This is a genomic window from Serratia plymuthica NBRC 102599, from assembly GCF_001590925.1.
Classification (GTDB): Bacteria; Pseudomonadota; Gammaproteobacteria; order Enterobacterales; family Enterobacteriaceae; genus Serratia; species Serratia plymuthica.
In genome coordinates this window covers 49,184-70,557 of sequence record NZ_BCTU01000035.1, presented here as the reverse complement: position 1 = coordinate 70,557, position 21,374 = coordinate 49,184, and the positions used below count along the sequence as shown (strand labels likewise).

18 protein-coding genes are annotated in these 21,374 nt (G+C 55.3%); 10 read left to right on the top strand and 8 right to left on the bottom strand.

Annotation, left to right across the window (positions count from 1 at the left end):
* Positions 1–461: 461 nt before the first annotated feature.
* From argR to yhcN (SPL01S_RS21800), 3 genes are all read left to right on the top strand, one after another.
* Positions 462–932 carry a transcriptional regulator ArgR gene (argR, locus tag SPL01S_RS21810; protein WP_004952803.1) on the top strand — a complete coding sequence of 157 codons (471 nt, stop codon included), beginning with the start codon at positions 462–464 and terminating at the stop codon, positions 930–932.
* Positions 933–1,337: 405 nt separating this feature from the next.
* Positions 1,338–1,601, top strand: coding sequence for a peroxide/acid stress response protein YhcN (gene yhcN, locus SPL01S_RS21805; protein ID WP_062869301.1), 264 nt, complete (start codon positions 1,338–1,340; stop codon positions 1,599–1,601).
* Between the two features lie 124 nt (positions 1,602–1,725).
* The gene (gene yhcN / locus SPL01S_RS21800; protein ID WP_062869299.1) at positions 1,726–1,989 is read left to right on the top strand and encodes a peroxide/acid stress response protein YhcN; all 264 of its coding nucleotides are present in this window, start codon (positions 1,726–1,728) and stop codon (positions 1,987–1,989) included.
* A gap of 191 nt (positions 1,990–2,180) precedes the next feature.
* On the opposite strand, the gene mpl is transcribed toward yhcN (SPL01S_RS21800), so the two are convergent.
* Positions 2,181–3,560, bottom strand: coding sequence for a UDP-N-acetylmuramate:L-alanyl-gamma-D-glutamyl-meso-diaminopimelate ligase (mpl, locus tag SPL01S_RS21795; RefSeq protein WP_062869298.1), 1,380 nt, complete (start codon positions 3,558–3,560; stop codon positions 2,181–2,183).
* Positions 3,561–3,729: 169 nt separating this feature from the next.
* On the opposite strand from mpl, the gene fbp reads away from it, so the two are divergent.
* Positions 3,730–4,734: a class 1 fructose-bisphosphatase gene (fbp, locus tag SPL01S_RS21790; RefSeq protein ID WP_004952791.1), complete on the top strand. Its 1,005-nt coding sequence runs from the start codon at positions 3,730–3,732 to the stop codon at positions 4,732–4,734.
* A gap of 42 nt (positions 4,735–4,776) precedes the next feature.
* On the opposite strand, the gene SPL01S_RS21785 is transcribed toward fbp, so the two are convergent.
* On the bottom strand, positions 4,777–6,330 hold the full coding sequence (locus SPL01S_RS21785; protein WP_063202797.1) for a methyl-accepting chemotaxis protein: 1,554 nt from the start codon (positions 6,328–6,330) through the stop codon (positions 4,777–4,779).
* A gap of 256 nt (positions 6,331–6,586) precedes the next feature.
* Here SPL01S_RS21785 and ppa point away from each other — a divergent pair, with 256 nt between their 5' ends.
* The gene (gene ppa / locus SPL01S_RS21780; protein ID WP_004952787.1) at positions 6,587–7,117 is read left to right on the top strand and encodes an inorganic diphosphatase; all 531 of its coding nucleotides are present in this window, start codon (positions 6,587–6,589) and stop codon (positions 7,115–7,117) included.
* Positions 7,118–7,169: 52 nt separating this feature from the next.
* Here ppa and SPL01S_RS21775 read toward each other — a convergent pair whose 3' ends face one another.
* From SPL01S_RS21775 to tamA, 3 genes are read right to left on the bottom strand one after another with little or no spacing between them, the layout of a single operon-like run.
* A complete protein-coding gene (locus tag SPL01S_RS21775; protein WP_006317485.1) occupies positions 7,170–7,517 on the bottom strand; it encodes a gamma-glutamylcyclotransferase family protein in 348 nt (115 codons plus the stop codon).
* A 2-nt stretch (positions 7,518–7,519) separates the two neighbouring features.
* The gene (gene tamB / locus SPL01S_RS21770) at positions 7,520–11,338 is read right to left on the bottom strand and encodes an autotransporter assembly complex protein TamB (RefSeq protein ID WP_063202795.1); all 3,819 of its coding nucleotides are present in this window, start codon (positions 11,336–11,338) and stop codon (positions 7,520–7,522) included.
* Entirely contained in the window at positions 11,335–13,071 is a 1,737-nt protein-coding gene (tamA, locus tag SPL01S_RS21765; protein WP_062869292.1) for an autotransporter assembly complex protein TamA, read from the bottom strand. Before tamA ends, tamB begins: the two co-directional genes overlap by 4 nt.
* 286 nt (positions 13,072–13,357) lie before the next feature.
* On the opposite strand from tamA, the gene msrA reads away from it, so the two are divergent.
* Together msrA and paeA are read left to right on the top strand one after the other, a co-directional pair.
* The gene (gene msrA, locus SPL01S_RS21760) at positions 13,358–13,999 is read left to right on the top strand and encodes a peptide-methionine (S)-S-oxide reductase MsrA (protein WP_062869291.1); all 642 of its coding nucleotides are present in this window, start codon (positions 13,358–13,360) and stop codon (positions 13,997–13,999) included.
* Positions 14,000–14,186: 187 nt separating this feature from the next.
* On the top strand, positions 14,187–15,518 hold the full coding sequence (gene paeA / locus SPL01S_RS21755) for a polyamine export protein PaeA (RefSeq protein ID WP_004952778.1): 1,332 nt from the start codon (positions 14,187–14,189) through the stop codon (positions 15,516–15,518).
* Between the two features lie 136 nt (positions 15,519–15,654).
* On the opposite strand, the gene SPL01S_RS21750 is transcribed toward paeA, so the two are convergent.
* Complete coding sequence (locus SPL01S_RS21750; protein WP_004952776.1) at positions 15,655–15,861, bottom strand: DUF1107 domain-containing protein; 207 nt, start codon at positions 15,859–15,861, stop codon at positions 15,655–15,657.
* Between the two features lie 325 nt (positions 15,862–16,186).
* Here SPL01S_RS21750 and SPL01S_RS21745 point away from each other — a divergent pair, with 325 nt between their 5' ends.
* Positions 16,187–16,741 carry a YtfJ family protein gene (locus SPL01S_RS21745; RefSeq protein WP_006323250.1) on the top strand — a complete coding sequence of 185 codons (555 nt, stop codon included), beginning with the start codon at positions 16,187–16,189 and terminating at the stop codon, positions 16,739–16,741.
* A gap of 1 nt (position 16,742) precedes the next feature.
* On the opposite strand, the gene cysQ is transcribed toward SPL01S_RS21745, so the two are convergent.
* Entirely contained in the window at positions 16,743–17,483 is a 741-nt protein-coding gene (gene cysQ, locus SPL01S_RS21740) for a 3'(2'),5'-bisphosphate nucleotidase CysQ (protein WP_062869756.1), read from the bottom strand.
* Between the two features lie 256 nt (positions 17,484–17,739).
* Here cysQ and SPL01S_RS21735 point away from each other — a divergent pair, with 256 nt between their 5' ends.
* Entirely contained in the window at positions 17,740–19,692 is a 1,953-nt protein-coding gene (locus SPL01S_RS21735) for a bifunctional 2',3'-cyclic-nucleotide 2'-phosphodiesterase/3'-nucleotidase (RefSeq protein WP_063202793.1), read from the top strand.
* Between the two features lie 119 nt (positions 19,693–19,811).
* Positions 19,812–20,477 carry an iron-sulfur cluster repair protein YtfE gene (ytfE, locus tag SPL01S_RS21730; RefSeq protein WP_004952763.1) on the top strand — a complete coding sequence of 222 codons (666 nt, stop codon included), beginning with the start codon at positions 19,812–19,814 and terminating at the stop codon, positions 20,475–20,477.
* A 43-nt stretch (positions 20,478–20,520) separates the two neighbouring features.
* Here ytfE and bamJ read toward each other — a convergent pair whose 3' ends face one another.
* Positions 20,521–21,141, bottom strand: a complete 621-nt coding sequence (bamJ, locus tag SPL01S_RS21725; protein WP_004952760.1) for a BamJ family beta-barrel-assembly machinery protein — start codon at positions 21,139–21,141, stop codon at positions 20,521–20,523.
* Between the last annotated feature and the right edge of the window lie 233 nt (positions 21,142–21,374).

The following is a 21,374-nucleotide window of genomic DNA, read 5'->3' as shown; positions in this document are numbered from 1 at the left end:
ACTCCTTTATTATCTTAAATATATAAAGCGCCGTGAATATGTTGGTTACGGACCTTAAATTATTACACCTTTAAAAACAATCTCTTAACAGTCTGTTTGAGAGCTGGCGCAATAAAACAGCCGATGTCGCGCTCATTTTAAATTAAATGGCTTACACATTAAGGGCATAGCGCACATTAATCAAAAATAGTGCGAGGTTATTCACAAGCAAGTTAACCGGCGGTTACATTACACCCTTACACAACATCAGAACAACATCATTTTAATAACATTTTCTTTACCGCCACGGGCCGCTTTTTCGGTCGCTGAAAGGGCATATTCATGGGGTACGGATTTTGTTAAAATCCCGCCCTTTCCTCATTGTCCGGGCAGCATTGTTTTCTTCGGACGTCCTCTTATTGCATAAAAATTCATATATATGCATAATAATCACTTCTATTGTCAACATTCCACGGTGCAAAATGCGTAATCCCGCAAAGCAGGAAGATCTGATCAAGGCGTTTAAAGCGTTATTGAAAGAAGAAAAATTCAGTTCTCAAGGCGAGATCGTTTTGGCGCTGCAAGAAGAAGGCTTCGAAAACATCAACCAATCCAAAGTATCGCGCATGCTGACCAAGTTCGGCGCGGTGCGTACCCGCAATGCCAAAATGGAAATGGTGTATTGCCTTCCAGCCGAGCTCGGCGTGCCGACCACCACCAGCCCACTGAAAAATTTGGTACTGGATGTCGATCATAACGATGCCGTAGTGGTCATTCATACCAGCCCCGGTGCTGCACAGCTGATCGCCCGCCTGCTGGATTCCCTGGGTAAATCCGAAGGCATACTCGGCACCATCGCCGGTGACGACACCATTTTCGTTACCCCGGCCAGCAGCTTTACCGCTCGCCAACTGTACGAAGCCATTCTGTCGCTGTTCGAACAAGAGTTATGATGCTCAACGCTAACAAAATGCGGCTGACAGTCGCGTTTTGTTAGCGCTTCTTTAACCCTGTCTTTACCTTTCCCCCGCGCCCTACCACGTTTAAAACCTGATTTCCGCCTTGTTACGACACATTCCAATGACATTTATATAAAGCCAGCGATAGCTGCTGCCCTTTTCCGCACATTTGGTCAAAAACACTTACCTTATTGAAATTACATAAATTTAACATCAAAAGAACGTTTTATGAGCGCTTTTTATTCCATATGGTTATTAAAAATAAGAGGCGCCATAATAAAGTTTCACTAGAAACTGTTAGCTAGCTATTAATTTTTAGAGTTACTAGATGTATACTCATTTCCGTGACGTAAATCACAGTTCATTGGAACTGATAAAAGAATACGATAAGGTGAGATAATGAAAATTAAAGCTACCGTTGCAACACTAAGCCTCCTGTCTGTACTTTCCTTTGGCGCATTTGCAGCACAATCCGTTGATGCAGATCAGGCAGCCAAACTGCAGTCCACAGGCACCATTACCGTCAGCGGCATTGCCGGCACCCCTTCAGATATCCGTCAGGCGCTGTCTGAAAAAGCCGATGCCCGTGGCGCGACCGCTTACCGTGTGATCGAAGCGCGTAACGAAGGCAACTACCACGCTACGGCTGAAATTTATAAATAAGACCCCGGCATTACCCGGTAACGGGCAATAAATCTCTGGAAACCAGCATTACCGATAACAGCTTTCAAGAATAATAAACGCTGTAAAGCCCTTCCTGGCTGTTATCGCAACAGGACCCACGACCATGAACATGAAAATTACCCTCGCTGCAATTAGCCTGATGTCTGCCCTTTCGTTCGGCGCTTCAGCCGCTACGTTGATCACCAATGACCAGGCCGCTGATCTTCAGTCTGTCGGCACCATTACCGCCAGTGGCGTAGCCGGCGCACCTTCGGATATTCGTCAGGCGTTGTCCGACAAAGCCGATAAGCAAGGCGCTAAAGCGTACCGAGTGATCGAAGCCTACGAAAACGGCAACTGGCACGCGACTGCCGAAATCTACAAATAACAATTCAGAGAGCGCAGTTGCCGAACTGATTACCCTCGTCACTGCCACTGCCGAGTTCTGTGGTAACCGCTGATTCTCTGAAGAAGTCTCGTCGTCCTATCCGACGAACCCCGTTGCCCTCGCTCGCGAGGGCTTTTTTATAGGCGAAAAAAAGGGCCGCAAACGGCCCTTTCTCGAATCAACCCTGTCGATCAGTAGGTGACTTTCGGCTCTGGCTTGTTGGCCAGTGCCTCCAGCAGCCGATCGTGGATCCCGCCGAACCCACCGTTGCTCATCACCAGGATATGGTCACCCGGCTGGGCGGTTCTCACAATCATATCCACCAAGGTGCCGAGATCGGCACTCCAGTGGGCCGGCTGCACGCAGGCTTCCGCCACTTCCGCCACCTGCCAGGGGATATGGTGCGGCTGGAACAGGAATACCTCATCGGCACGGCCAAGCGATGGCGCCAAATCGTTCTTGCTGATACCCATTTTCATGGTATTGGAGCGTGGTTCAAGCACCGCCAGAATACGGGCAGTGCCGCCCACTTTACCGCGCAGAGCGGCCAGGGTCGCCAGGATCGCCGTTGGGTGATGCGCAAAATCGTCATACACCGTGACGCCATTGGCTTCACCGCGCAACTCCAGGCGGCGACGGGCATTGATGAAATCGCCGAGCACGGCGCAGGCGTCCGCAGGCTGCACACCAACGTGACGTGCGGCAGCAATCGCCATCAGGCCATTATGCATATTGTGTTCGCCCACCAGCGCCCATTTCACCTCGCCAGCTTTTTCGCCATTGAGGAACACTTCATAGTGGCTGGCGTCCGGCGTCAGCTTGTGCGCCCGCCATGCGCCCTCTTCCCCGACCAACTCCTGCTCGCTCCAACAGCCCATCGCCATCACCTGTTTCAGGTGGTTGTCGTTATCAGGCAAAATGATCTTGCCCTTGCCCGGCACCAGGCGCACCAGATGATGGAACTGCTTCTGGATCGCTTTCAGATCGTCGAAAATATCGGCATGATCAAACTCCAGATTGTTCATGATCAGCGTACGCGGGCTGTAATGAACAAACTTGGAGCGCTTGTCGAAGAACGCACAGTCGTACTCATCGGCCTCGATCACAAAGAACGGGCTGCCACCCAAGCGTGCGGAAACGTCGAAGTTCCCCGGCACGCCACCGATGACAAAACCGGGCTGATAACCGCAGGCTTCCAGGATCCAGGTTGCCATGCCGGCGGTGGTGGTCTTGCCGTGGGTCCCGGCAACCGCTAACACCCAGCGATCGCGCAGTACATAGTCATGCAGCCATTGCGGGCCGGAAACATAAGGGATGCCTTGCTCCAGCACCGCTTCCACGCACGGGTTGCCGCGCGTCATGGCGTTGCCGATGATCACCAGATCCGGCACGGGATCCAACTGAGCCGGATCGTAACCCTGGATCAGGTCGATCCCCTCTTTCTCCAGCAGCGTGCTCATCGGCGGATAGACATTAGCGTCAGAGCCGGTCACCTCATGTCCCAACGAACGAGCCAGTACCGCCAGCCCGCCCATAAAGGTGCCACAGATCCCAAGAATGTGAATGCGCATAGTTTTCTCAATTGAGTACGTCGAATGTTACCTTATTCTACCGCTCAGAATCGTCCAGAAGAAATGGATTTGCCTATGAATAGCGCTCATCTTTGGGCTACACTGCTCGCGAATACGTTGGCGGTTTGTTAACAAACCGCTACCCATCCGTAGATTCAGGGATTGTGTCATGAAAACGTTAGGCGAATTTATCGTCGAGAAACAGCACGACTTCTCTCACGCCACCGGCGAGCTGACAGCGTTACTTTCTGCAATTAAACTGGGCGCCAAAATCATCCACCGCGACATCAACAAAGCGGGTCTGGTTGATATCCTCGGTACCAGCGGCATTTCCAACGTACAGGGTGAAGTCCAGATGAAACTGGACCTGTTCGCCAACGAAAAGCTGAAAGCTGCATTGAAAGCGCGCGGTGAAGTTGCGGGTATCGCTTCTGAAGAAGAAGATGAAATCGTGATTTTCGATGGCGAGCGGGCTGAAAATGGCAAGTATGTGGTGTTGATGGATCCGTTGGACGGTTCGTCCAACATTGATGTCAACGTCTCGGTCGGTACTATTTTCTCTATCTATCGTCGCATCACCCCGGTCGGCACTCCCGTGACCGAAGAAGATTTCCTGCAACCAGGCAGCGCTCAGGTTGCAGCCGGCTACGTGGTTTATGGTTCATCCACCATGCTGGTGTACACCACCGGTTATGGCGTGCATGCCTTTACTTACGATCCGTCTCTGGGCGTGTTCTGCCTCTCCCATGAGAAAGTGCGTTATCCTGCCACCGGCAACATGTATTCGATCAACGAAGGCAACTACATCAAGTTCCCTCGCGGCGTGAAGAAATACATCAAGTATTGCCAGGAGCAGGACGAAGCGACACAACGCCCTTACACCTCACGCTACATTGGTTCACTGGTTGCCGACTTCCACCGCAACCTGCTGAAAGGCGGTATCTACATTTATCCAAGCACCGCCAGCCACCCGCAAGGCAAGCTGCGCCTGCTGTATGAATGCAACCCGATGGCGTTCCTGGCGGAACAGGCCGGCGGTAAAGCCAGCGACGGTAAAAACCGTATTCTGGACATTACCCCGGTGAAACTGCACCAGCGCGCACCGTTCTTCGTCGGCACCAAATCCATGGTTGAAGACGCCGAGCGCTTTATCGCCGAAAACCCGGACGAGTAAAGCCTCTCTTCAGGGGGCGGCATGCCGCCCCCTGTCACTCCATCATAATTTGAACGCTGCCATGCTCTGCGCCAGCAATTGAGCCTGCTCCTCCAGCGAACGCGTCGCCGCCGCAGACTCTTCGACCAACGCAGCGTTTTGTTGCGCCACCTGATCCATCTGGGCCACCGCCAGATTCACCTGCTCAATACCGCTGCTTTGTTCCCGGGTAGCCGCCGAAATTTCCCGCATCAGCGCCGTCACACGGCCCACTTCACCGGTAATGCCGTTCATGGTTTTCGCCGCAGATTCCGCCATTTGCTCGCCTTCCTGCACCCGATTCTGTGACGCTTCGATCAACCCTTTGATCTCTTTCGCCGACTGCGCACTGCGCTGTGCCAGGCTGCGCACCTCACCGGCCACCACCGCGAAACCGCGCCCCTGTTCACCGGCGCGGGCCGCTTCGACCGCCGCATTCAACGCCAGAATATTGGTCTGGAAGGCAATGCCATCCATCACGCTGATGATATCGGCGATGCGCCGCGAGCTGTCGGTAATCGCCTGCATCTTGTCCATCACCTGGCTGACCACCTCACTGCCTTGGTTGGCGATATCGGATACGCTCAGCGCCAGCTGGTTTGCCTGCTCGCAATTCTCGGCGTTCATTTTCACCGTCGAGGTCAGCTGTTCCATGCTGGCCGCCGTTTCCTCCAGCGAGGCTGCGGACTCTTCGGTACGCTGCGCCAGATGCAGGTTGCCGGCAGCCAGCTCACGTGAGCCGGTATCAATCTGGCTGCTGGCATCGCGCACCTTGCTGACCGAGCCGACCAACGCCTGTTGCATGCGTTGCATGGCGCGCACCAGACGGCCCATCTCGGTATCCCCTTCGCCGGTAATTCGGTGCGTCAGGTCGCCGCCGGCGATGTATTCCAGTTGGGCGATAGACTCATCGAGGGGGCGCAGGATAATCACTCGCAGCGCAAACCAGGCCAGTACCGCCAACAGCACGCTGAGCAAACCGGCGACCACGATCAGGGTGATTTTGGTGCTGGCATTATTCTCCGCCTCATCCACCCGCTGCTGCCCCACCTTCATGGCAAAGCTGCGGAAATCGCTGAGGTCTTTTTCGAAGGCAATGCTCAGGGCCGAAATCCGGGTTTCCTGAATATCGTAATAGTCATCGACCTTGCCGGCCTTGATGGCGTCAGCCATCGGCCTGACCCCCTGTTCCAGATAGGCCCGGTAGCTGTTTTGCAAACGGGTAGACAGTTCACGCCCGCTTTCTGTGACGGTGCCGACGCTAACGAAGCGTGCCATTTCACGCTTCGACTGCTCGAGGTAATCATAGATACGGCCTACCGTGGCATCGGAAACCTCAATCTGGCCGATTTCCCGTTGACGCACCGCCAGCGAAGCGGCGGTTCTGGCGCGCAGCGTCAGGTTGGAACTGCTGGCCAGCGATCCCAGTTCCTCCCCCAGGATCTGGTTCAGTGTGTGTAGCGAGCGCGACCCTTCATTAATCGCGTTGACGCCGATGGTGCTGACCATAATCAGCAACAACGTCGTCAGGCTCAGCAGGGCAATCAGCCCGGCCTTCACCGTAATCTTTTTTAGCATGAGTTCTTCCCGGCTTCAGAAATTGTGAGATCAAACGTAGGGGAGGTAAAACGCGGAGCCAGACTTCGCCGGCTCATTATTATTTGATGAAGTTATCGGCAACCGCGGGAGAAACTTAACCTTGTTGGAGGATTAATCTGGAAATGGGGCGGATGGCTCCCCTCGAGGGAGTCGGTGATGAAAAGGGCAGGAAATCGCAAAAGAGTCCGCTATAATAGCCGCCACTCCATTTCTGGTTTGATTAAAGGAAACCGACATGAGCTTGAATCTGGTCCCAGCTGGCAAAGACCTGCCGGAAGACATCTACGTTGTTATCGAAATCCCGGCTAACGCCGATCCGATTAAATATGAAATCGACAAGGACACCGGCGCGCTGTTCGTTGACCGTTTCATGTCCACCGCGATGTTCTATCCGTGCAACTACGGTTACATCAACCACACCCTGTCTCTGGACGGTGACCCGGTTGACGTGCTGGTACCGACCCCGTATCCGCTGCAGCCGGGTTCTGTGATCCGCTGCCGTCCGGTAGGCGTGTTGAAGATGTCCGACGAAGCCGGTGAAGATGCAAAACTGGTTGCCGTTCCGCACAGCAAGCTGACCAAAGAGTACGATCACATCAAAGATGTGAACGACCTGCCAGAACTGCTGCGTGCCCAGATCGCCCATTTCTTCGAGCATTATAAAGATCTGGAAAAAGGCAAATGGGTGAAAGTGGAAGGCTGGGCAGACGCTGCCGCTGCCAAAGCTGAAATCGTTGCCTCTTTCGAACGCGCTGCCAAGAAGTAATTCTTGCCGCCGTCCGATGAAAAAACACCGCTCAATGAGCGGTGTTTTTTTATTACTTTTCGTCGAGGCGCTTCAACCAGTCGCCGCTGTTAATCCGCGGGTAACCGTCCACACTGTGTTTATACAGGTAGATCCACGCACTCCCATAAGGCGTCTGAATCAGCTCGCGCTTATAGTCCTTGGTGTTGCTTTTCAGTTCGTCCAGCTCTGCCAGAATCGATGAGTTAATACGGTACACCTCACAATGTACCGTGCCCTCTCCAGGGATCGCCGCCGGGTAATGGCCCAGATTATAAATCTGATAGCCTTCGAGCTCATGCTCGCCGAGCCATTGGGCGTTGGTCATCCAATGGCTGTTTCCCTGTTTGCGTCGTAAACTGCCGTAGACAATTATTCGCATCGCTAAAACTCAAACTGATAGAGCAAATCTAATGCCTGGTCGATACCAGACACCGCTTCAAGATACAACTTAGGCATCAGGCGGTAACGCAACGTCAGCGTGGCCAGCGAGTCGAAAATGCCCACCCCATATTTTACTTGTAAGCCAGGGAGAACATAGCCACTCACGACAACCTGAGAGCTGTCACCAACCCCCTGAGTGTCCAGGGCCAAATTACTTACGCCAAACGCCTCGCCGATTTTACCCACAAGTTGACCACTTTGTGCAACCCCCATCCCAATTAACATTGAGGTCATGGCGTTGCCGTCGGCGCCGGAACTGCCCAAACCCTGCCCGCGCAGCAGATAAGACAAGGCTTCCTGCTGCGATTTAGTCGGGTCTGAGAACACTTCCAGCTTAGGTGCATCCGCCAACCCGGTGACGCGAACCCCGGCGGTGACGCCGTCTTCGGTCGAGTCCGGATTACGGATCGCCTCGATGTTGAGTAACGGCTGATCCGGCGGCCCAGAGAAGAGCAGTTGGCCCTTGCGGACAATCAAATCCTGACCATAAGCATGGAAGCGACCGGACGGGATGTCAATCTGGCCATTCAGGCCCAGGCCGTTCTTGTCCTGCACCACTTTCAAGTCGCCCTTCAGTTTGGCTTTCAGGCCAAAGGCATCCAGGCGTACATCGTTGCCGACGTGGATCATCAGGTTGCTGTTGATCGGGATCGCAGCGGTTTTTGGCTGGATCGGTTTCAGTTGATCATCCAGCATCACTTCATCGGAAGAGACGCCTACCGCACTTTCCGGCAGCTCCTGCACCGTTATGCGTGCCCACGGAATATTGACTGAGCCGTTGAGCGAGAACAGTTGCGGCGTCGCCTCGAAGACCAGATCGGGCGAAACATCAATGCGGATCATCGGCGGCACCGTCACCCGCAGCTTGTCGCCCTTAGCGGCGATACGGGCGCGCCAGGCGTTGATATCGCGCCAGTCGGCGTCACCGGACAGGTTCAACTGCCCGCGGGTCGTGCCGATCAGCCCCTCCAGCGTCGAGGTCATGCCATCGAAGTTAACCACCAATCGGCCGTCAGTCATGTCAAACGGCATCCAGTGGCCATCGATATCCACCTTATCCAGCGCTAACCGGCCATACACCAGCGGTTTCTGCGCGCTGCCACCCAAACGCAGGTTGGCGTTCAACATACCTGCCGCTTTTTCCCCATCCATCAGCGCCGGATTGATCATCGCCAGCGAGATATTGGTGATATTGACATTACCGCTGATATTGCGGCGCACCTGCGGGTCGGTGACCTGGATGTTACCGTTAAACTGGCCATTATTGTGCAGCTTGATCAACCAGTCCGCCTGAGCGCGGCCGTTGGTCAGCCCGGCGTTGAGATTCAGCGTATCGAAGGCGATCGGCAGCGCATTGCCCTGCACCTGCTGCACCACTTTCACGCCGTTGCCCACCAGCGCGACTTTCGCATCAGGCAGTGCGCCGCCCGGTTTCCAGCTAACATCCGCCCGGCCGGAGAATACGCCGCTCAGAGCCGTTTCCGGCCCCAGGAAAGGTTTCACCATCGCCAGATCAAAACGGTTCAGCACTACGCTGGCCTGGCCGCTCGGGCCGGCTTCAATGGTTTTCGGCACGCACAGTTCGGCATTCGGGTTCTGCCAGCAGTGCGGCCCGATACTGATTTTCTGCGCGGTATTCAGGTAGTCCAGCGTAATGGCGCGCGTTAACCGCCATTCGCCCACCGGGGTATCGAAACGGGTATTGTTCAGGTTGCCGCGCCAGCGCTGCTGCTGGCGATCGAAACTGCCCTGCAGCGCCAGTTGGCCGGATACCGGCTTGCCGTTGATCTTCAGTTGCAGCTGATGCTGTTTTTCGCTGCCTTTGGCATCCAGCGTCAGCAGGCTGATCTCCAGAGCATCCTGCTTCAGTTGTTCAACCCGAACCGCCAGTTGCCCCTGAATCTGATCGCTGGAGCGCACGTCGCCGTCAATTTTAACCCGATTGATGCGCAGCGCCTGCCACTGCAGACCGGAAGCGGTCAGATCGGCCAGCAACTGAGGCGCCTGCAGGTTGCCACGCAGTTTAAGCAGGCCTTTCGCCGTACCGCCCAGCCCCGGTAGCGCGCCGTCCAGGCGCGGCGCGTCGATGTTCGCATCCAGATTCCAACTTTTCTCGTCCAGTTGGCCTTTGACGTTCAGTTGGTTACGCCCCAGCGTCAGATCGATGCCGGGGATTTTCCACTGCCCGGCAGCGTTGCCGCTGAGCGAACCGCGCGCGGTGACCTTATTTTGCTTCACGTTGCCGTCGAGCTGCAGCACCGGCACCTGCAATTGCCAGCTGCCGCCGTGCAGGCTGCCGCGAGTGGTGATCTTCCCATCCAGTTTCGCCGGCCATTCCGGCCACTGTTTGGCGGTATTAATACCGCTTAACATCAGCTGTGAATTCCAGCTGATGGCCTTGCTCCAGTCCACCAGCGCGGTCAAATCGGCATTGCCCTGCAAGGCGGCCAGTCGCAAGCGATCCAGTTTGAACTGTTCGACGTTGCCTTTGCCATCCAGCGTCAGCACCGCCGGCGGCAGATCCTGGCCTTTGATGTTGGCACGCGTCGACAGCGCATAGTCGGTCGCCTTGCCGTTGAAGCGCAGGCGGAAATCGTTGATTTGGTATTGCGCCTCGCCGCTCAGCGGCCATTTCAGCTGTTTGCTTTGCAGCGTCAGTGCCAGCGGCAAACCGGCCTCAGCCAATTGAGTTTGCATATCCAACTGCGCGCCGACCGGCCCGGACAGATTGAGCGCCACTTTCAGCTCGTCACGCAACCCGCCGCCGAGGTTCAGTTTGACCTTCTCGCCCTTCAGCGGCTCAATATTCAGCGTGCCGTTCGCCACCATCTCCATCGGCCAGTTGCCGGCCAGCGTCGCCTGCCCCTGGGCGGACAACGTGCCCTGCGGCGATTTCACATCAAAGTTGTCCAGCTGGATATGCTGGTCTTTAGTGCTGGCCTGCAGCAGCAGGCTGGTGATCAACACCTCGGTGTCGCCAGTCAGCCGCAGTTGTTCACCGCTGATTTCCTTGACGGTGATATCCAGCGGCAGACGGATGTCCGGCAGATCCGGCAACAGCGGTTTGGCAAACAGTTCTTTCAGCGTTTCGCCCAGTGGCTTCTCTTCCGGTTGTGGCGCAGGCTTGGCAGCCTCATCGACTTTTTCACCGACCTTTTTCGCCACCTCGACAACCGGTTGCACGGCTTCCGGCAATGGGTTTTGCGGCGTTTTCGGCAGAGCGATCAGCAACGAGCTGATTTTAGTCGGCAACAGGGTCAGCGCGCGCTCTTGCCACTGTGCACCGGTGCGGAACTCACCCAGTGAAATCGCCGTGTCGTCGACGCTGACCTTGACGTTGTTCAGCGCCAGCATGCGCAGGGTGATCGGATACGGCGTGCTCAGATTCGTGGTCGGCTCGCCGGTCTCTTCCACCGGCGCCGACGGCGTCATCTCTTTGGTTTTCACCACCACGTCCACGTCCTGCGCAGTCAGGGCGTTAACGCACAGCGAACTGCGTTTAAAACACGACAAATCCAGCGAAAGATGGAACTGCCCGGCATTTACCGTCACGCCCGGCATCTGGTATTTCACGCCCTTTAGCGTCAAATCGCGCCAACCGCCGCTGACGCCGGCAATATCCAGCCCCGGAACCCAACGCGCAGCGCCGTTGATAACCGTATGCAGGCCGCTGGTGGTGCCGAGCAAATAAGCCAACCCGCCGATCAGCAACAACAAGACGATCAGGAATCCCAGACAAATCTTTTTAATCAGGCTCATAATTCAGGCCCCAAACCAATATAGAACTGCACCCCGTGGGTGTCTTTATCCCCAACCGGAGCGGCGATATCCAGCTTCACCGGTCCTACCGGCGACTGCCAGCGCACGCCGAAGCCGGCGCCGGTCTTGACGTTGCTTTGCTTGATATCGTTCACCGCCTCGCCTGAATCCACGAACAACGCGCCCCACCATTTGCCGGTCACGTTGTATTGGTATTCCAGAGAGCCGGTCAGCATTTTGGAGGCGCCGGTCAGCTTGCCGTCATCGTCACGGGGGGAAATGCCTTTGTATTTGTAGCCACGAATGCTGCGATCGCCACCGGCGAAGAAACGCAGATCCGGCGGCACTTTTTCAAAGTTATTGGTTTCGATCCAGCCAACCTGCCCGCGTGCGACAAACCGGTGTTTGTCGGCCAAGGTGCGGATCCAGACGTTCTGCGCCTGTATCAGCGCAAAGTCGACGCCGGAACCCCAGGTGGTATCGGACACGTCGAGAGAATAACGCTGGCTGTCGCCCCAGGTCGGCATCAAACCGCCGCGCGAGCGGGTACGGTTAACGCTGACGCCGGGATACAGCAGCATGGTGGTGTCGGTGACGGTACCCTGGGTAAAGTGGTCCAGACGCCAGGTCAGGTTCAGCGCCCGTTGCCAGCCGCTGGAGAGATCCCAATTGCGGGAAACCACCGCTTTTGACGTAACGGACTTGGTATCGTTGAGATCGACGTTCTTGAAGCCGCCCTGCAGCAGGTAATACTGCTCCAACGGGTTCTTCAGCAGTGGGATTTTATAGGTCAGATCAAGCTGCTGTTCCGGTGCGGAAATGCTGGCGCTGGTTTCCAGGCTATGCCCGCGATCGTTAAGCCACGGTTTTTTCCAGGTACCTTTTATCCGCGGGCCGACGTCGGTGGAATAACCGACCCCGGTTTCGATGGTATTACGAGTGCGTGGCGTAACCAGCGCATCTAACGGCAAAATCTTGTTCTCTTTGGAATCTTGGAAATCAGGGGACACCACCACCGAGTTAAACCAGTTGGTGGCGGACAAACGACGGTTCAGCTCGGCCAACTCTTCCGAACTGTAATAATCCCCCTGATGAAAGGGCACCAGATTTTGCAGGTAGTCTTCACGGATTTGCGAACCTTGGAACTTCACCTTGCCGAAGCGGTAGCGCTGCCCGCTGTTGAAGTCGATGTCCCAATAAGCCTTATGCAGATCCTCTGCCACGCCCAATTGACTCTTGATCATATCGGCATCGAAATAGCCTTTGCGTAGCGCCATGCCGGTCAGAGAACTTTTGAAATTGTCATATTGACCGTGATTAAGGATCTCGCCTATCGTCGGCCGACCCTTTTTGACCAATTGCAGATAGTCTTCGTCGGTTTTCGCACCGCCTTCCAACTGAATATTGGCACCGGCAATCCGTACCGGCTCGCCCGGGTTCACCTTGGCATACAGCACGGGGCGCGCCAGCTGAGGGCGGTCATCCAGCGTAAAATCGATGGTGGGCTGATAATAGCCCAGCGCACGCAGCCCCTGACGGACGGCTTCATCCACGCGTGCACGGAACCGCCCATCGGTGCCGACCTCTTCCGGCGTAATGGAAGACAGCCGTACCCGGACGTTTTTCTCCAATTCACCGCTGAGTCCTTCAACCTGCAGCCGCACATTCACCGAAAACGCCGCGGGCGTCGCGAGCAGAGTACAAAAAAAGCACAGGGCACGGTATCGTGGCACGCGTTCTCCTTATTTATTTTACTATCCTGTATAACATCGCTCTCTGGTGCCAGGGCAGACTCCGCGCTATCAAGACGGCAGCCCTCTTCAGCGTTATTCCAGACGCCGCGTGTTACCGTTTTACTGTCGCCGTAAACAGGCGCATTCTTCGCTTTTGGCGCTCAAAATACTGCGTTAAGCTTACACTTAATCTCAATATGCAGCTTATTGTGAGCAAAGTTACGGTTAGATACAACCGAACCGCTGCGTCTTGGGCCAATTCTTACTGTGACAACAGGAGTCAACCGTGGTGCCATTTTTTGATAAAACCCAAACCGTCGACAAGGCGAACGCACTGCCTGGCCGCACTACGCCGATGCCGGTTGCGACGCTCAACGTGGTCACCGATCATTCGATGACTCATGTCCCGGATGGCATGGAAGTGGCAATCTTCGCCATGGGGTGCTTCTGGGGCGTCGAACGCCTGTTCTGGCAACAACAGGGCGTCTACAGCACCGCCGCAGGCTACAGCGGCGGCTACACGCCAAACCCGACCTACCGCGAAGTGTGCAGCGGCCAGACCGGCCACACCGAAGTGGTGCGCGTAGTGTTTGACCCGAAAATCGTCAGCTACAAGCACCTGCTGCAGGTATTCTGGGAGAACCACGACCCGGCGCAAGGCATGCGTCAGGGCGGCGACGTCGGTACCCAGTACCGTTCGGCGATTTACACGCTGACGCCGGAACAGCAGCTTGAAGCCGAAAGCAGCCGGCAACGTTTCCAGCAGGCGATGGATGAAGCCGGCGACAAGCGCACCATCACCACCGAAGTGACGCCGGCGCTGCCGTTCTACTATGCCGAAGACGACCATCAGCAATACCTGTATAAAAATCCTGAGGGCTATTGCGGCCTGGGCGGGATCGGCGTTTGTCTGCCGCCACAGGGCTAACCTACTATTTTTTAACCGCTGGCGGCCCCTGTGGGGCTGCTGCTATACTGTGCTGGGTCGCATTTGCGGCCCTGCTTTTTGATAAAGCTCTGGCGGGCGCGATATGCGGCCCCCTACAATTCTTTTTTTACAAGGTACTACCCTTCCTCAAGAGCGCCGTCATCCCGTCGGCACGTATGGATAGAATATGTTAAACAGTATTTTACTGATTCTTTTTCTGATCGCCGTGAGTGCGTTTTTCTCACTGTCGGAAATATCTCTGGCTGCATCACGCAAGATTAAACTGAAAATGATGGCTGACGAAGGTAACGTCAACGCCGCCAAGGTGCTCAAACTGCAGGAAACGCCGGGCCTGTATTTTACCGTAGTGCAAATTGGCCTGAACGCCGTGGCCATCCTCGGCGGTATCGTGGGCGATGCGGCTTTTTCTCCGACGTTCAAACTGCTGTTCGATCGCTTTTTGTCACCGGAACTGGCGGAGCAGGTTAGCTTTATCTGTTCGTTCGTGTTGGTGACCAGCCTGTTTATCCTGTTCGCAGATTTGACCCCGAAGCGCATCGGTATGATTGCACCAGAGACGTTCGCCGTCCGGATCATCAACCCGATGCGTTTCTCGATCATGCTTTTCCGGCCGCTGGTGTGGTTCTTCAACGGCATGGCAAACCTGATCTTCCGTCTGTTCAAGCTGCCGATGGTACGTAAAGACGACATCACCTCCGACGACATTTATGCGGTGGTGGAAGCCGGCGCCCTGGCGGGCGTGCTGCGTAAACAGGAACATGAGCTGATCGAAAACGTGTTCGAGCTGGAATCGCGTACCGTTCCCTCTTCGATGACCTCGCGTGAAAGCGTGGTTTACTTCGATCTGCGCGAGAGCGAAGAAAGCATCATTCAAAAGGTCTCGACCCACCCGCACTCCAAGTTCCTGGTGTGCGATGGCAACATCGATCAGGTGGTTGGCTACGTCGACTCCAAAGACCTGCTGAACCGCGTTCTGGGCAACCAGAGCCTGGTACTGAGCAGCGGCGTACAGATCCGCGCGGCGCTGATCGTACCCGACACCCTGACGCTGTCTGAAGCGCTGGAAAGCTTTAAAACTGCCGGCGAGGACTTTGCCGTTATTCTTAATGAGTATGCGCTGGTGGTGGGCATCATTACGCTGAATGACGTAATGACCACGCTGATGGGCGATCTGGTGGGCCAGGGCCAGGAAGAGCAGATCGTGGCGCGTGACGAAAGTTCATGGCTGATTGAGGGCGGCACGCCGATCGAAGATGTGATGCGCGTGCTGCACATTGACGAGTTCCCGCAGGCGGGCAACTACGAAACCATTGGCGGCTTTATGATGTACATGCTGCGCAAGATCCCGAAACGCACTGACTTCGTTAAGTACGCCGGTTATAAATTTGAGGTGGTGGACATCGACAGCTACAAGATTGATCAGTTGCTGGTGACCCGGTTGAGCGACAAACCTGCCGCGGTGCTGCCAAAAGCGCCGGGGGACAACTCCCCAGCCTGACCCCTGCCGGCAAAAACGTCAGCGGCCCCATCGGGGCCGCGATAATTGGAGCTTTTGCAGGTACACAAAATTTACCCTATCAATTTCAAATTGCAGAAAACAACGCTGCCGCTTGAAATACGACGGGTATAGCGCATTAACCCATCTCAGATTGCAGCAACAACACCTGCCGGTTCACCTCTGACATCACACTGAAATGGCGTCTGTCACGAATTTTCGGTATCAGGATTTTCCCTTCGTCGAACTCGAACGCGCCTACATCTTTGATATACAGCCGGCCACGAAACAGGGTCTTTACGTACTTCGCCACTTTCAATGGGTTATAACGCTGGAAGATTCTCATTCTTTTACTCTCCTCCGTTTGGTCCATGCGCTCAGCGAGCCGCCAAGGTGGTAGCCTCTAAAGTAAGAACGCAACTTGATTGCCATGTAGTAGACCTAGTAAAGACCATATCGTTCACTTCCGCTCGGTCATCTTCACTGGATTTACACTTTTTGACAGAATTGTATATGATAATATATAACTTTCTCAGTATATCCCTTCAAAATAAAGGTATTACCCACCAGAAGGAAAAACTGCGATCCGGCTAACAGGACAGACCTCCGATCACCACCTATGCTTTAGGCTGTTGGGTGCTGTCGGCACCGTCCCCTTCCAAGGAGAAGGCATGAAAAAAAGTAGCATGCTCATTGTATCCCTGCTGTTTGCTCCCCTTTTGGCCTCTGCGCACAACTTCCAGCTCCAGCAACGCGTCGCGCCGGTCGGCGTCAGCGATAAAGGAGAGTTAAATTACGCTAATGATAAGTTTAGCTATAAAAACTGGAATAGCGCGCAGCTCAGTGGGAAAGTGCGAGTGATTCAGCATATTGCCGGCCGCAGCTCCGCCAAGGACATGAACGACCCACTGATAGAAGCGATTAAAAAAGCTAAGCTACCGCACGAACGTTACCAAACGACGACAATAGTCAATACCGACGACGCCCTGCTCGGCACCGCGATGTTTGTTCGCAACAGCATTGAGGACAGCAAGAAGGAGTTTCCGTGGTCGCAGTTTGTGGTCGACAGCAACGGTAACGTTCGCAAAGCCTGGGATCTACAGCCAAAAGGGTCGGCCATTGTGGTGCTGGATAAACAGGGCAAGATCCAATTCGCCAAAGACGGCGCGCTGACACCGGAAGAGGTGCAGCAGGTCATGACCCAACTGCACCAGCTCCTGAACTGAATCAGAACAGCGAAACCCGGAAGCCGGGGTTGAGGAAAGATTCACGCGGCGTATAAAGCAACGGCTGGCCCTTCCAGTCGTGGATCTGCGCCCCGGCAGCCACCGCGACGGCATGGCCGGCGCCAGTATCCCAGATATTGGTCGGTCCAAAACGCGGATAGAGCTGCGCCTTTCCTTCCGCCACCAAACAGAACTTCAGCGATGATCCGACAGAAATAGTCTGATGCTCGCCCAGTTGGTTCAGGTAATCCTTCAATTCTTCGTCGCTGTGGGAGCGGCTTACCACCACCAGCGGCGGATGAGCATTGCTGACGCGGATCGCCTGGCGTTGTCCTTTCTCTTCTTTCCAGGCTTTACCGCGCTCGGCCAGGTACAACACGTCTATCGCCGGTGCGTAAACCACGCCCATTACCGCCTGGCCGTCTTCAATCAGCGCGATGTTGACCGTAAACTCGCCGTTGCGGTTGAGGAATTCCTTGGTGCCGTCCAGCGGATCGACCAGCCAATAACGCGTCCAGTTCCGACGCACCTCCCAGGCTGGCGGATCTTCCTCCGACAGCAGCGGCACGTCCGGCGTTAACGCCGCCAGCCCGCGTTTGATAATATGATGCGCCGCCAGATCGGCCGCCGTCACCGGTGAATCATCTTTTTTCTGCGCGACATCAAGCGGTTGTTCACCGTCATACACCGCCATGATTGCCGCCCCCGCCTCGCGGGACAGTTGGCAAATTTGCTCTAACATCATTCACCTCAGATATGCAGTTCCGTGGGTCATTTCCCCTTCCTCATTGCTAGCAGCCTAGTTTTTTTTGCATGGAATATCCATCACAACGGTTTAACCATCGGTATTTATTCAAGTCTTTGCCGTCACAACTGTGACATTTCCTGCGTAACCTCGGCCAATTTTCTGCCACACTTCACAGTTTGGTGAGACAACCAATGTTAATTACATGTCCCTCTGCGATAAAACTCGAAAAATAGAATGGAGAAAGCCAAAAATGATGAAGCGTCCGCTGACGTTGTCCGCCCTCGCTATGCTGGTTTGCGCCTCAACGCAGGCGGCAACGGTCGATCTGCGCGTACTGGAAACCACCGACCTGCACAGCAACATGATGGACTTCGATTACTACAAAGATAAACCGACCGATAAATTCGGTCTGGTGCGCACCGCAAGCCTGATCGAGCAGGCGCGTCAGCAGGCCACCAATGCGGTGCTGGTGGACAACGGCGATATTATTCAGGGCAGCCCGCTGGGCGACTATATGGCGGCCAAGGGGCTCAAACCGGGCGACGTACACCCGGTATACAAGGCGATGAATACGCTGAATTACGTGGTCGGCAATATCGGCAACCATGAATTCAACTACGGGCTGGACTACCTGAAAAACGCCATTGCCGGCGCCAAATTCCCGTATATCAACGCCAACGTGATCGACGCTAAAACTCAAAAACCGCTATTCACCCCTTATATTATCGTCGATACGCCGGTAAAAGACCGTGACGGCAAGGAACATACTTTACGCATCGGCTATATCGGCTTCGTCCCCCCGCAAATTCTGGTGTGGGATAAAGCCAATCTGCAAGGCAAGGTGACGGTTAATGACATTACCGAAACCGCCAAACGCTACGTGCCTGAAATGCGCAAACAGGGCGCCGACCTGGTGGTGGCAATCCCGCATTCCGGCCTTTCCAGCGAACCCTATAAGGCCATGGCGGAGAATTCGGTGTACTACCTCAGCCAGGTACCGGGCATTGATGCCATCATGTTCGGCCATGCCCACGCGGTATTCCCGAGCAAGGACTTCGCCGCTATCAAAGGCGCAGATATTGAAAAAGGCCTGCTGAATGGCATACCGGCGGTCATGCCGGGCCAATGGGGCGATCACCTCGGCGTGGTTGATCTGCAACTGAACAACGACTCCGGCAGCTGGAAAGTGGCCTCCGCCGAAGCGGAAGCGCGACCGATCTACGACAAAGAAAACAAGAAATCACTGGCCGCGGAAGACACGGCTCTGGTGAAAGTGCTGGCAGAGGATCATAAAGGCACGCGAGACTTCGTCAGCCAGCCGGTCGGCAAATCTGACGACAACATGTACAGCTATCTGGCGCTGGTGCAGGACGATCCGACGGTGCAGATCGTCAACAATGCGCAGAAGGCCTATGTTGAACACTACATTCAAGGCGATCCGGATCTGGCCGACCTGCCAGTGCTGTCAGCCGCAGCGCCGTTCAAGGTCGGCGGGCGCAAAAACGACCCGGCCAGCTTCGTGGAAGTGGAAAAAGGCCAGCTCACCTTCCGCAACGCTTCCGATCTCTATCTCTACCCCAACACGCTGGTGGTGGTGAAAGCCAGTGGCAAAGAGGTGAAGGAATGGTTGGAATGCTCGGCCGGGCAGTTCAATCAGATCGACGTCTCCAGCAACAAACCACAAGGCCTGATTAACTGGGACGGCTTCCGCACCTATAACTTCGACGTGATTGACGGTGTGAATTACCAGATCGACGTCAGCCAACCGGCGCGCTACGACGGCGAATGCCAGTTAATCAATGACAAGGCGGAACGCATCAGGCAGCTGACGTTCAAGGGCAAACCGATCGATCCGAACGCCACTTTCCTGGTTGCCACCAATAACTACCGCGCTTACGGCGGCAAGTTTGCCGGCACCGGCGACAAGCACATCGCCTTCGCGTCGCCGGACGAGAACCGTTCAGTACTGGCGGCGTATATCGGTGCCGAGACTAAAAAACACGGCGCGGTAAGGCCACAGGTGGACAATAACTGGCGCCTGGCGACGTTCAGCAGTGCACAGCCGCTGGATATCCGCTTCGAAACCTCACCCAGTGAGAAAGCCACGGCGTTTATCAAAGCGCATGCGCAGTACCCGATGAAGGCAGAGGGCACGGACAGCATCGGTTTTGCGGTTTATCAGATCGATTTGAGCAGTAAATAAGCACCAGGCCGGGGGAAATACCTTCCCTCGGCTACCTACCTCTTTTTCTCTCTGGCGCGCCCTTTAAATTGCATTTAAAATGCATGTTATAAAATTCCTTCATTTAAAGAGGCACTACCATGGATTACCGCAATCAATCCCTCGGCGCACTCGCCATCGCCATTCCCCGGGCATCCCGCTTGTTTCGTCTGAACGATCTGGATTATTGCTGTGGCGGCAAGCAAACGCTGCAACGCGCCGCCGAGCGCAGAGGGCTGGATATCGATCGGCTGGAAACCGAGCTGGCCGCCCTCGCCGCCAAACCGGAACAAACCCGCGACTGGCGCACTGCGCCGCTCGGCGAAGTGATTGACCACATTCTGCCGCGCTTCCATCAACGGCACCGTGAACAGTTGGCCGAACTGGTGCTGATGGCAGAAAAGGTTGAGCGGGTACATGCAGATAAACCCACCTGCCCGCGCGGCTTGGCTAAACAGCTGAACCTGATCCGGCTGGATTTGGAAAACCACATGATGAAAGAAGAGCAGATCCTGTTCCCGATGATCAAACAGGGCATGGGACGCCAGGCCGCCGGGCCGATCTCGGTGATGGAGCATGAGCATGACGAAGCGGGCGAACAGCTTGAGGTGGTGAAATTTCTCACCCATAACGTGACGCCACCGGAAGGAGCATGCAATACCTGGCAGGCGCTGTATGGCGGCATCGACGAGTTCATCGACGACCTGATGGAACACATCAATCTGGAGAACAACCTGTTGTTCCCACGTGCGCTGAGCGGTGCATAAAACAAGGGCGCCATTAAGGCGCCCAGAGAAATCTGTTATTGAATTACAGAATTTCCAACAGCTCGACGTCAAACACCAGCGCGCTGAATGGCGGGATGGATGCGCCGGCACCGCGCTCGCCGTAGGCCAGATCGTGCGGGATATACAACTGCCATTTGGAGCCAACCGGCATCAGAGTCAGCGCTTCGATCCAGCCTGGGATCACGCCGCTAACCGGGAATTCTGCCGGTTGGCCGCGCTCTACGGAGCTGTCGAACACGTCGCCGTTAATCAGACGACCGGTGTAATGCACGCGCACGCGATCCTGACGGGACGGGATTGGGCCATTGCCCTGCTCCAGCACTGAGAACTGCAGGCCGGATTCGGTCAGCGTCACTTCGTCACGCTTGGCGTTGTCTTCCAGGAACTGCTGACCTTCAACGGCCATTGCCTGCTGGCGCTCACGACGCACGGCATCCGCACGCTCGTGGATTTCACGCAGTGCACGGTGCACTACGTCTACCGGAACCGCCGGGGCATTCCCTTCCAGCGCGTCGCGCAAGCCTGCCAGCAAAGCTTCCGGTTGCAAACCTTCCAGACCGGACTCTTGCAACTGCTGGCCGACCTGTAAACCAATCCCGTAACTTGCTTGCGCTTCAACGCTGTCAAAAGAAGGGGTTGTCATGGGGTTTTCCTTTAGTCTGTAAAAAGTCGAAGGCGCAGCATAACAGTGCCGGAAAGCCGGGTAAAATCTTGTGTGGAGAATGATGACTTTTGTCGTAGAAAAAGAAACAATGGCCCCCTGTTAACGCCCGTTCCCGCGATCCCAGGCTCATCGCCTGCCGCGACAGCCATTGAATTGCTGCTGCCTTTCACTTCAAACAGTTAGCGGACTATACTGAAAGCAGGAAATCGGGC

Bases quoted from the DNA above. Each gene is read 5' to 3' on its own strand.
- argR (WP_004952803.1), top strand. From the start codon at position 462: ATGCGTAATCCCGCAAAGCAGGAAGATCTGATCAAGGCGTTTAAAGCG.
- yhcN (WP_062869301.1), top strand. From the start codon at position 1,338: ATGAAAATTAAAGCTACCGTTGCAACACTAAGCCTCCTGTCTGTACTT.
- yhcN (WP_062869299.1), top strand. From the start codon at position 1,726: ATGAACATGAAAATTACCCTCGCTGCAATTAGCCTGATGTCTGCCCTT.
- mpl (WP_062869298.1), bottom strand. From the start codon at position 3,560: ATGCGCATTCACATTCTTGGGATCTGTGGCACCTTTATGGGCGGGCTG.
- fbp (WP_004952791.1), top strand. From the start codon at position 3,730: ATGAAAACGTTAGGCGAATTTATCGTCGAGAAACAGCACGACTTCTCT.
- SPL01S_RS21785 (WP_063202797.1), bottom strand. From the start codon at position 6,330: ATGCTAAAAAAGATTACGGTGAAGGCCGGGCTGATTGCCCTGCTGAGC.
- ppa (WP_004952787.1), top strand. From the start codon at position 6,587: ATGAGCTTGAATCTGGTCCCAGCTGGCAAAGACCTGCCGGAAGACATC.
- SPL01S_RS21775 (WP_006317485.1), bottom strand. From the start codon at position 7,517: ATGCGAATAATTGTCTACGGCAGTTTACGACGCAAACAGGGAAACAGC.
- tamB (WP_063202795.1), bottom strand. From the start codon at position 11,338: ATGAGCCTGATTAAAAAGATTTGTCTGGGATTCCTGATCGTCTTGTTG.
- paeA (WP_004952778.1), top strand. From the start codon at position 14,187: ATGTTAAACAGTATTTTACTGATTCTTTTTCTGATCGCCGTGAGTGCG.
- SPL01S_RS21750 (WP_004952776.1), bottom strand. From the start codon at position 15,861: ATGAGAATCTTCCAGCGTTATAACCCATTGAAAGTGGCGAAGTACGTA.
- SPL01S_RS21745 (WP_006323250.1), top strand. From the start codon at position 16,187: ATGAAAAAAAGTAGCATGCTCATTGTATCCCTGCTGTTTGCTCCCCTT.
- cysQ (WP_062869756.1), bottom strand. From the start codon at position 17,483: ATGTTAGAGCAAATTTGCCAACTGTCCCGCGAGGCGGGGGCGGCAATC.
- SPL01S_RS21735 (WP_063202793.1), top strand. From the start codon at position 17,740: ATGATGAAGCGTCCGCTGACGTTGTCCGCCCTCGCTATGCTGGTTTGC.
- ytfE (WP_004952763.1), top strand. From the start codon at position 19,812: ATGGATTACCGCAATCAATCCCTCGGCGCACTCGCCATCGCCATTCCC.
- bamJ (WP_004952760.1), bottom strand. From the start codon at position 21,141: ATGACAACCCCTTCTTTTGACAGCGTTGAAGCGCAAGCAAGTTACGGG.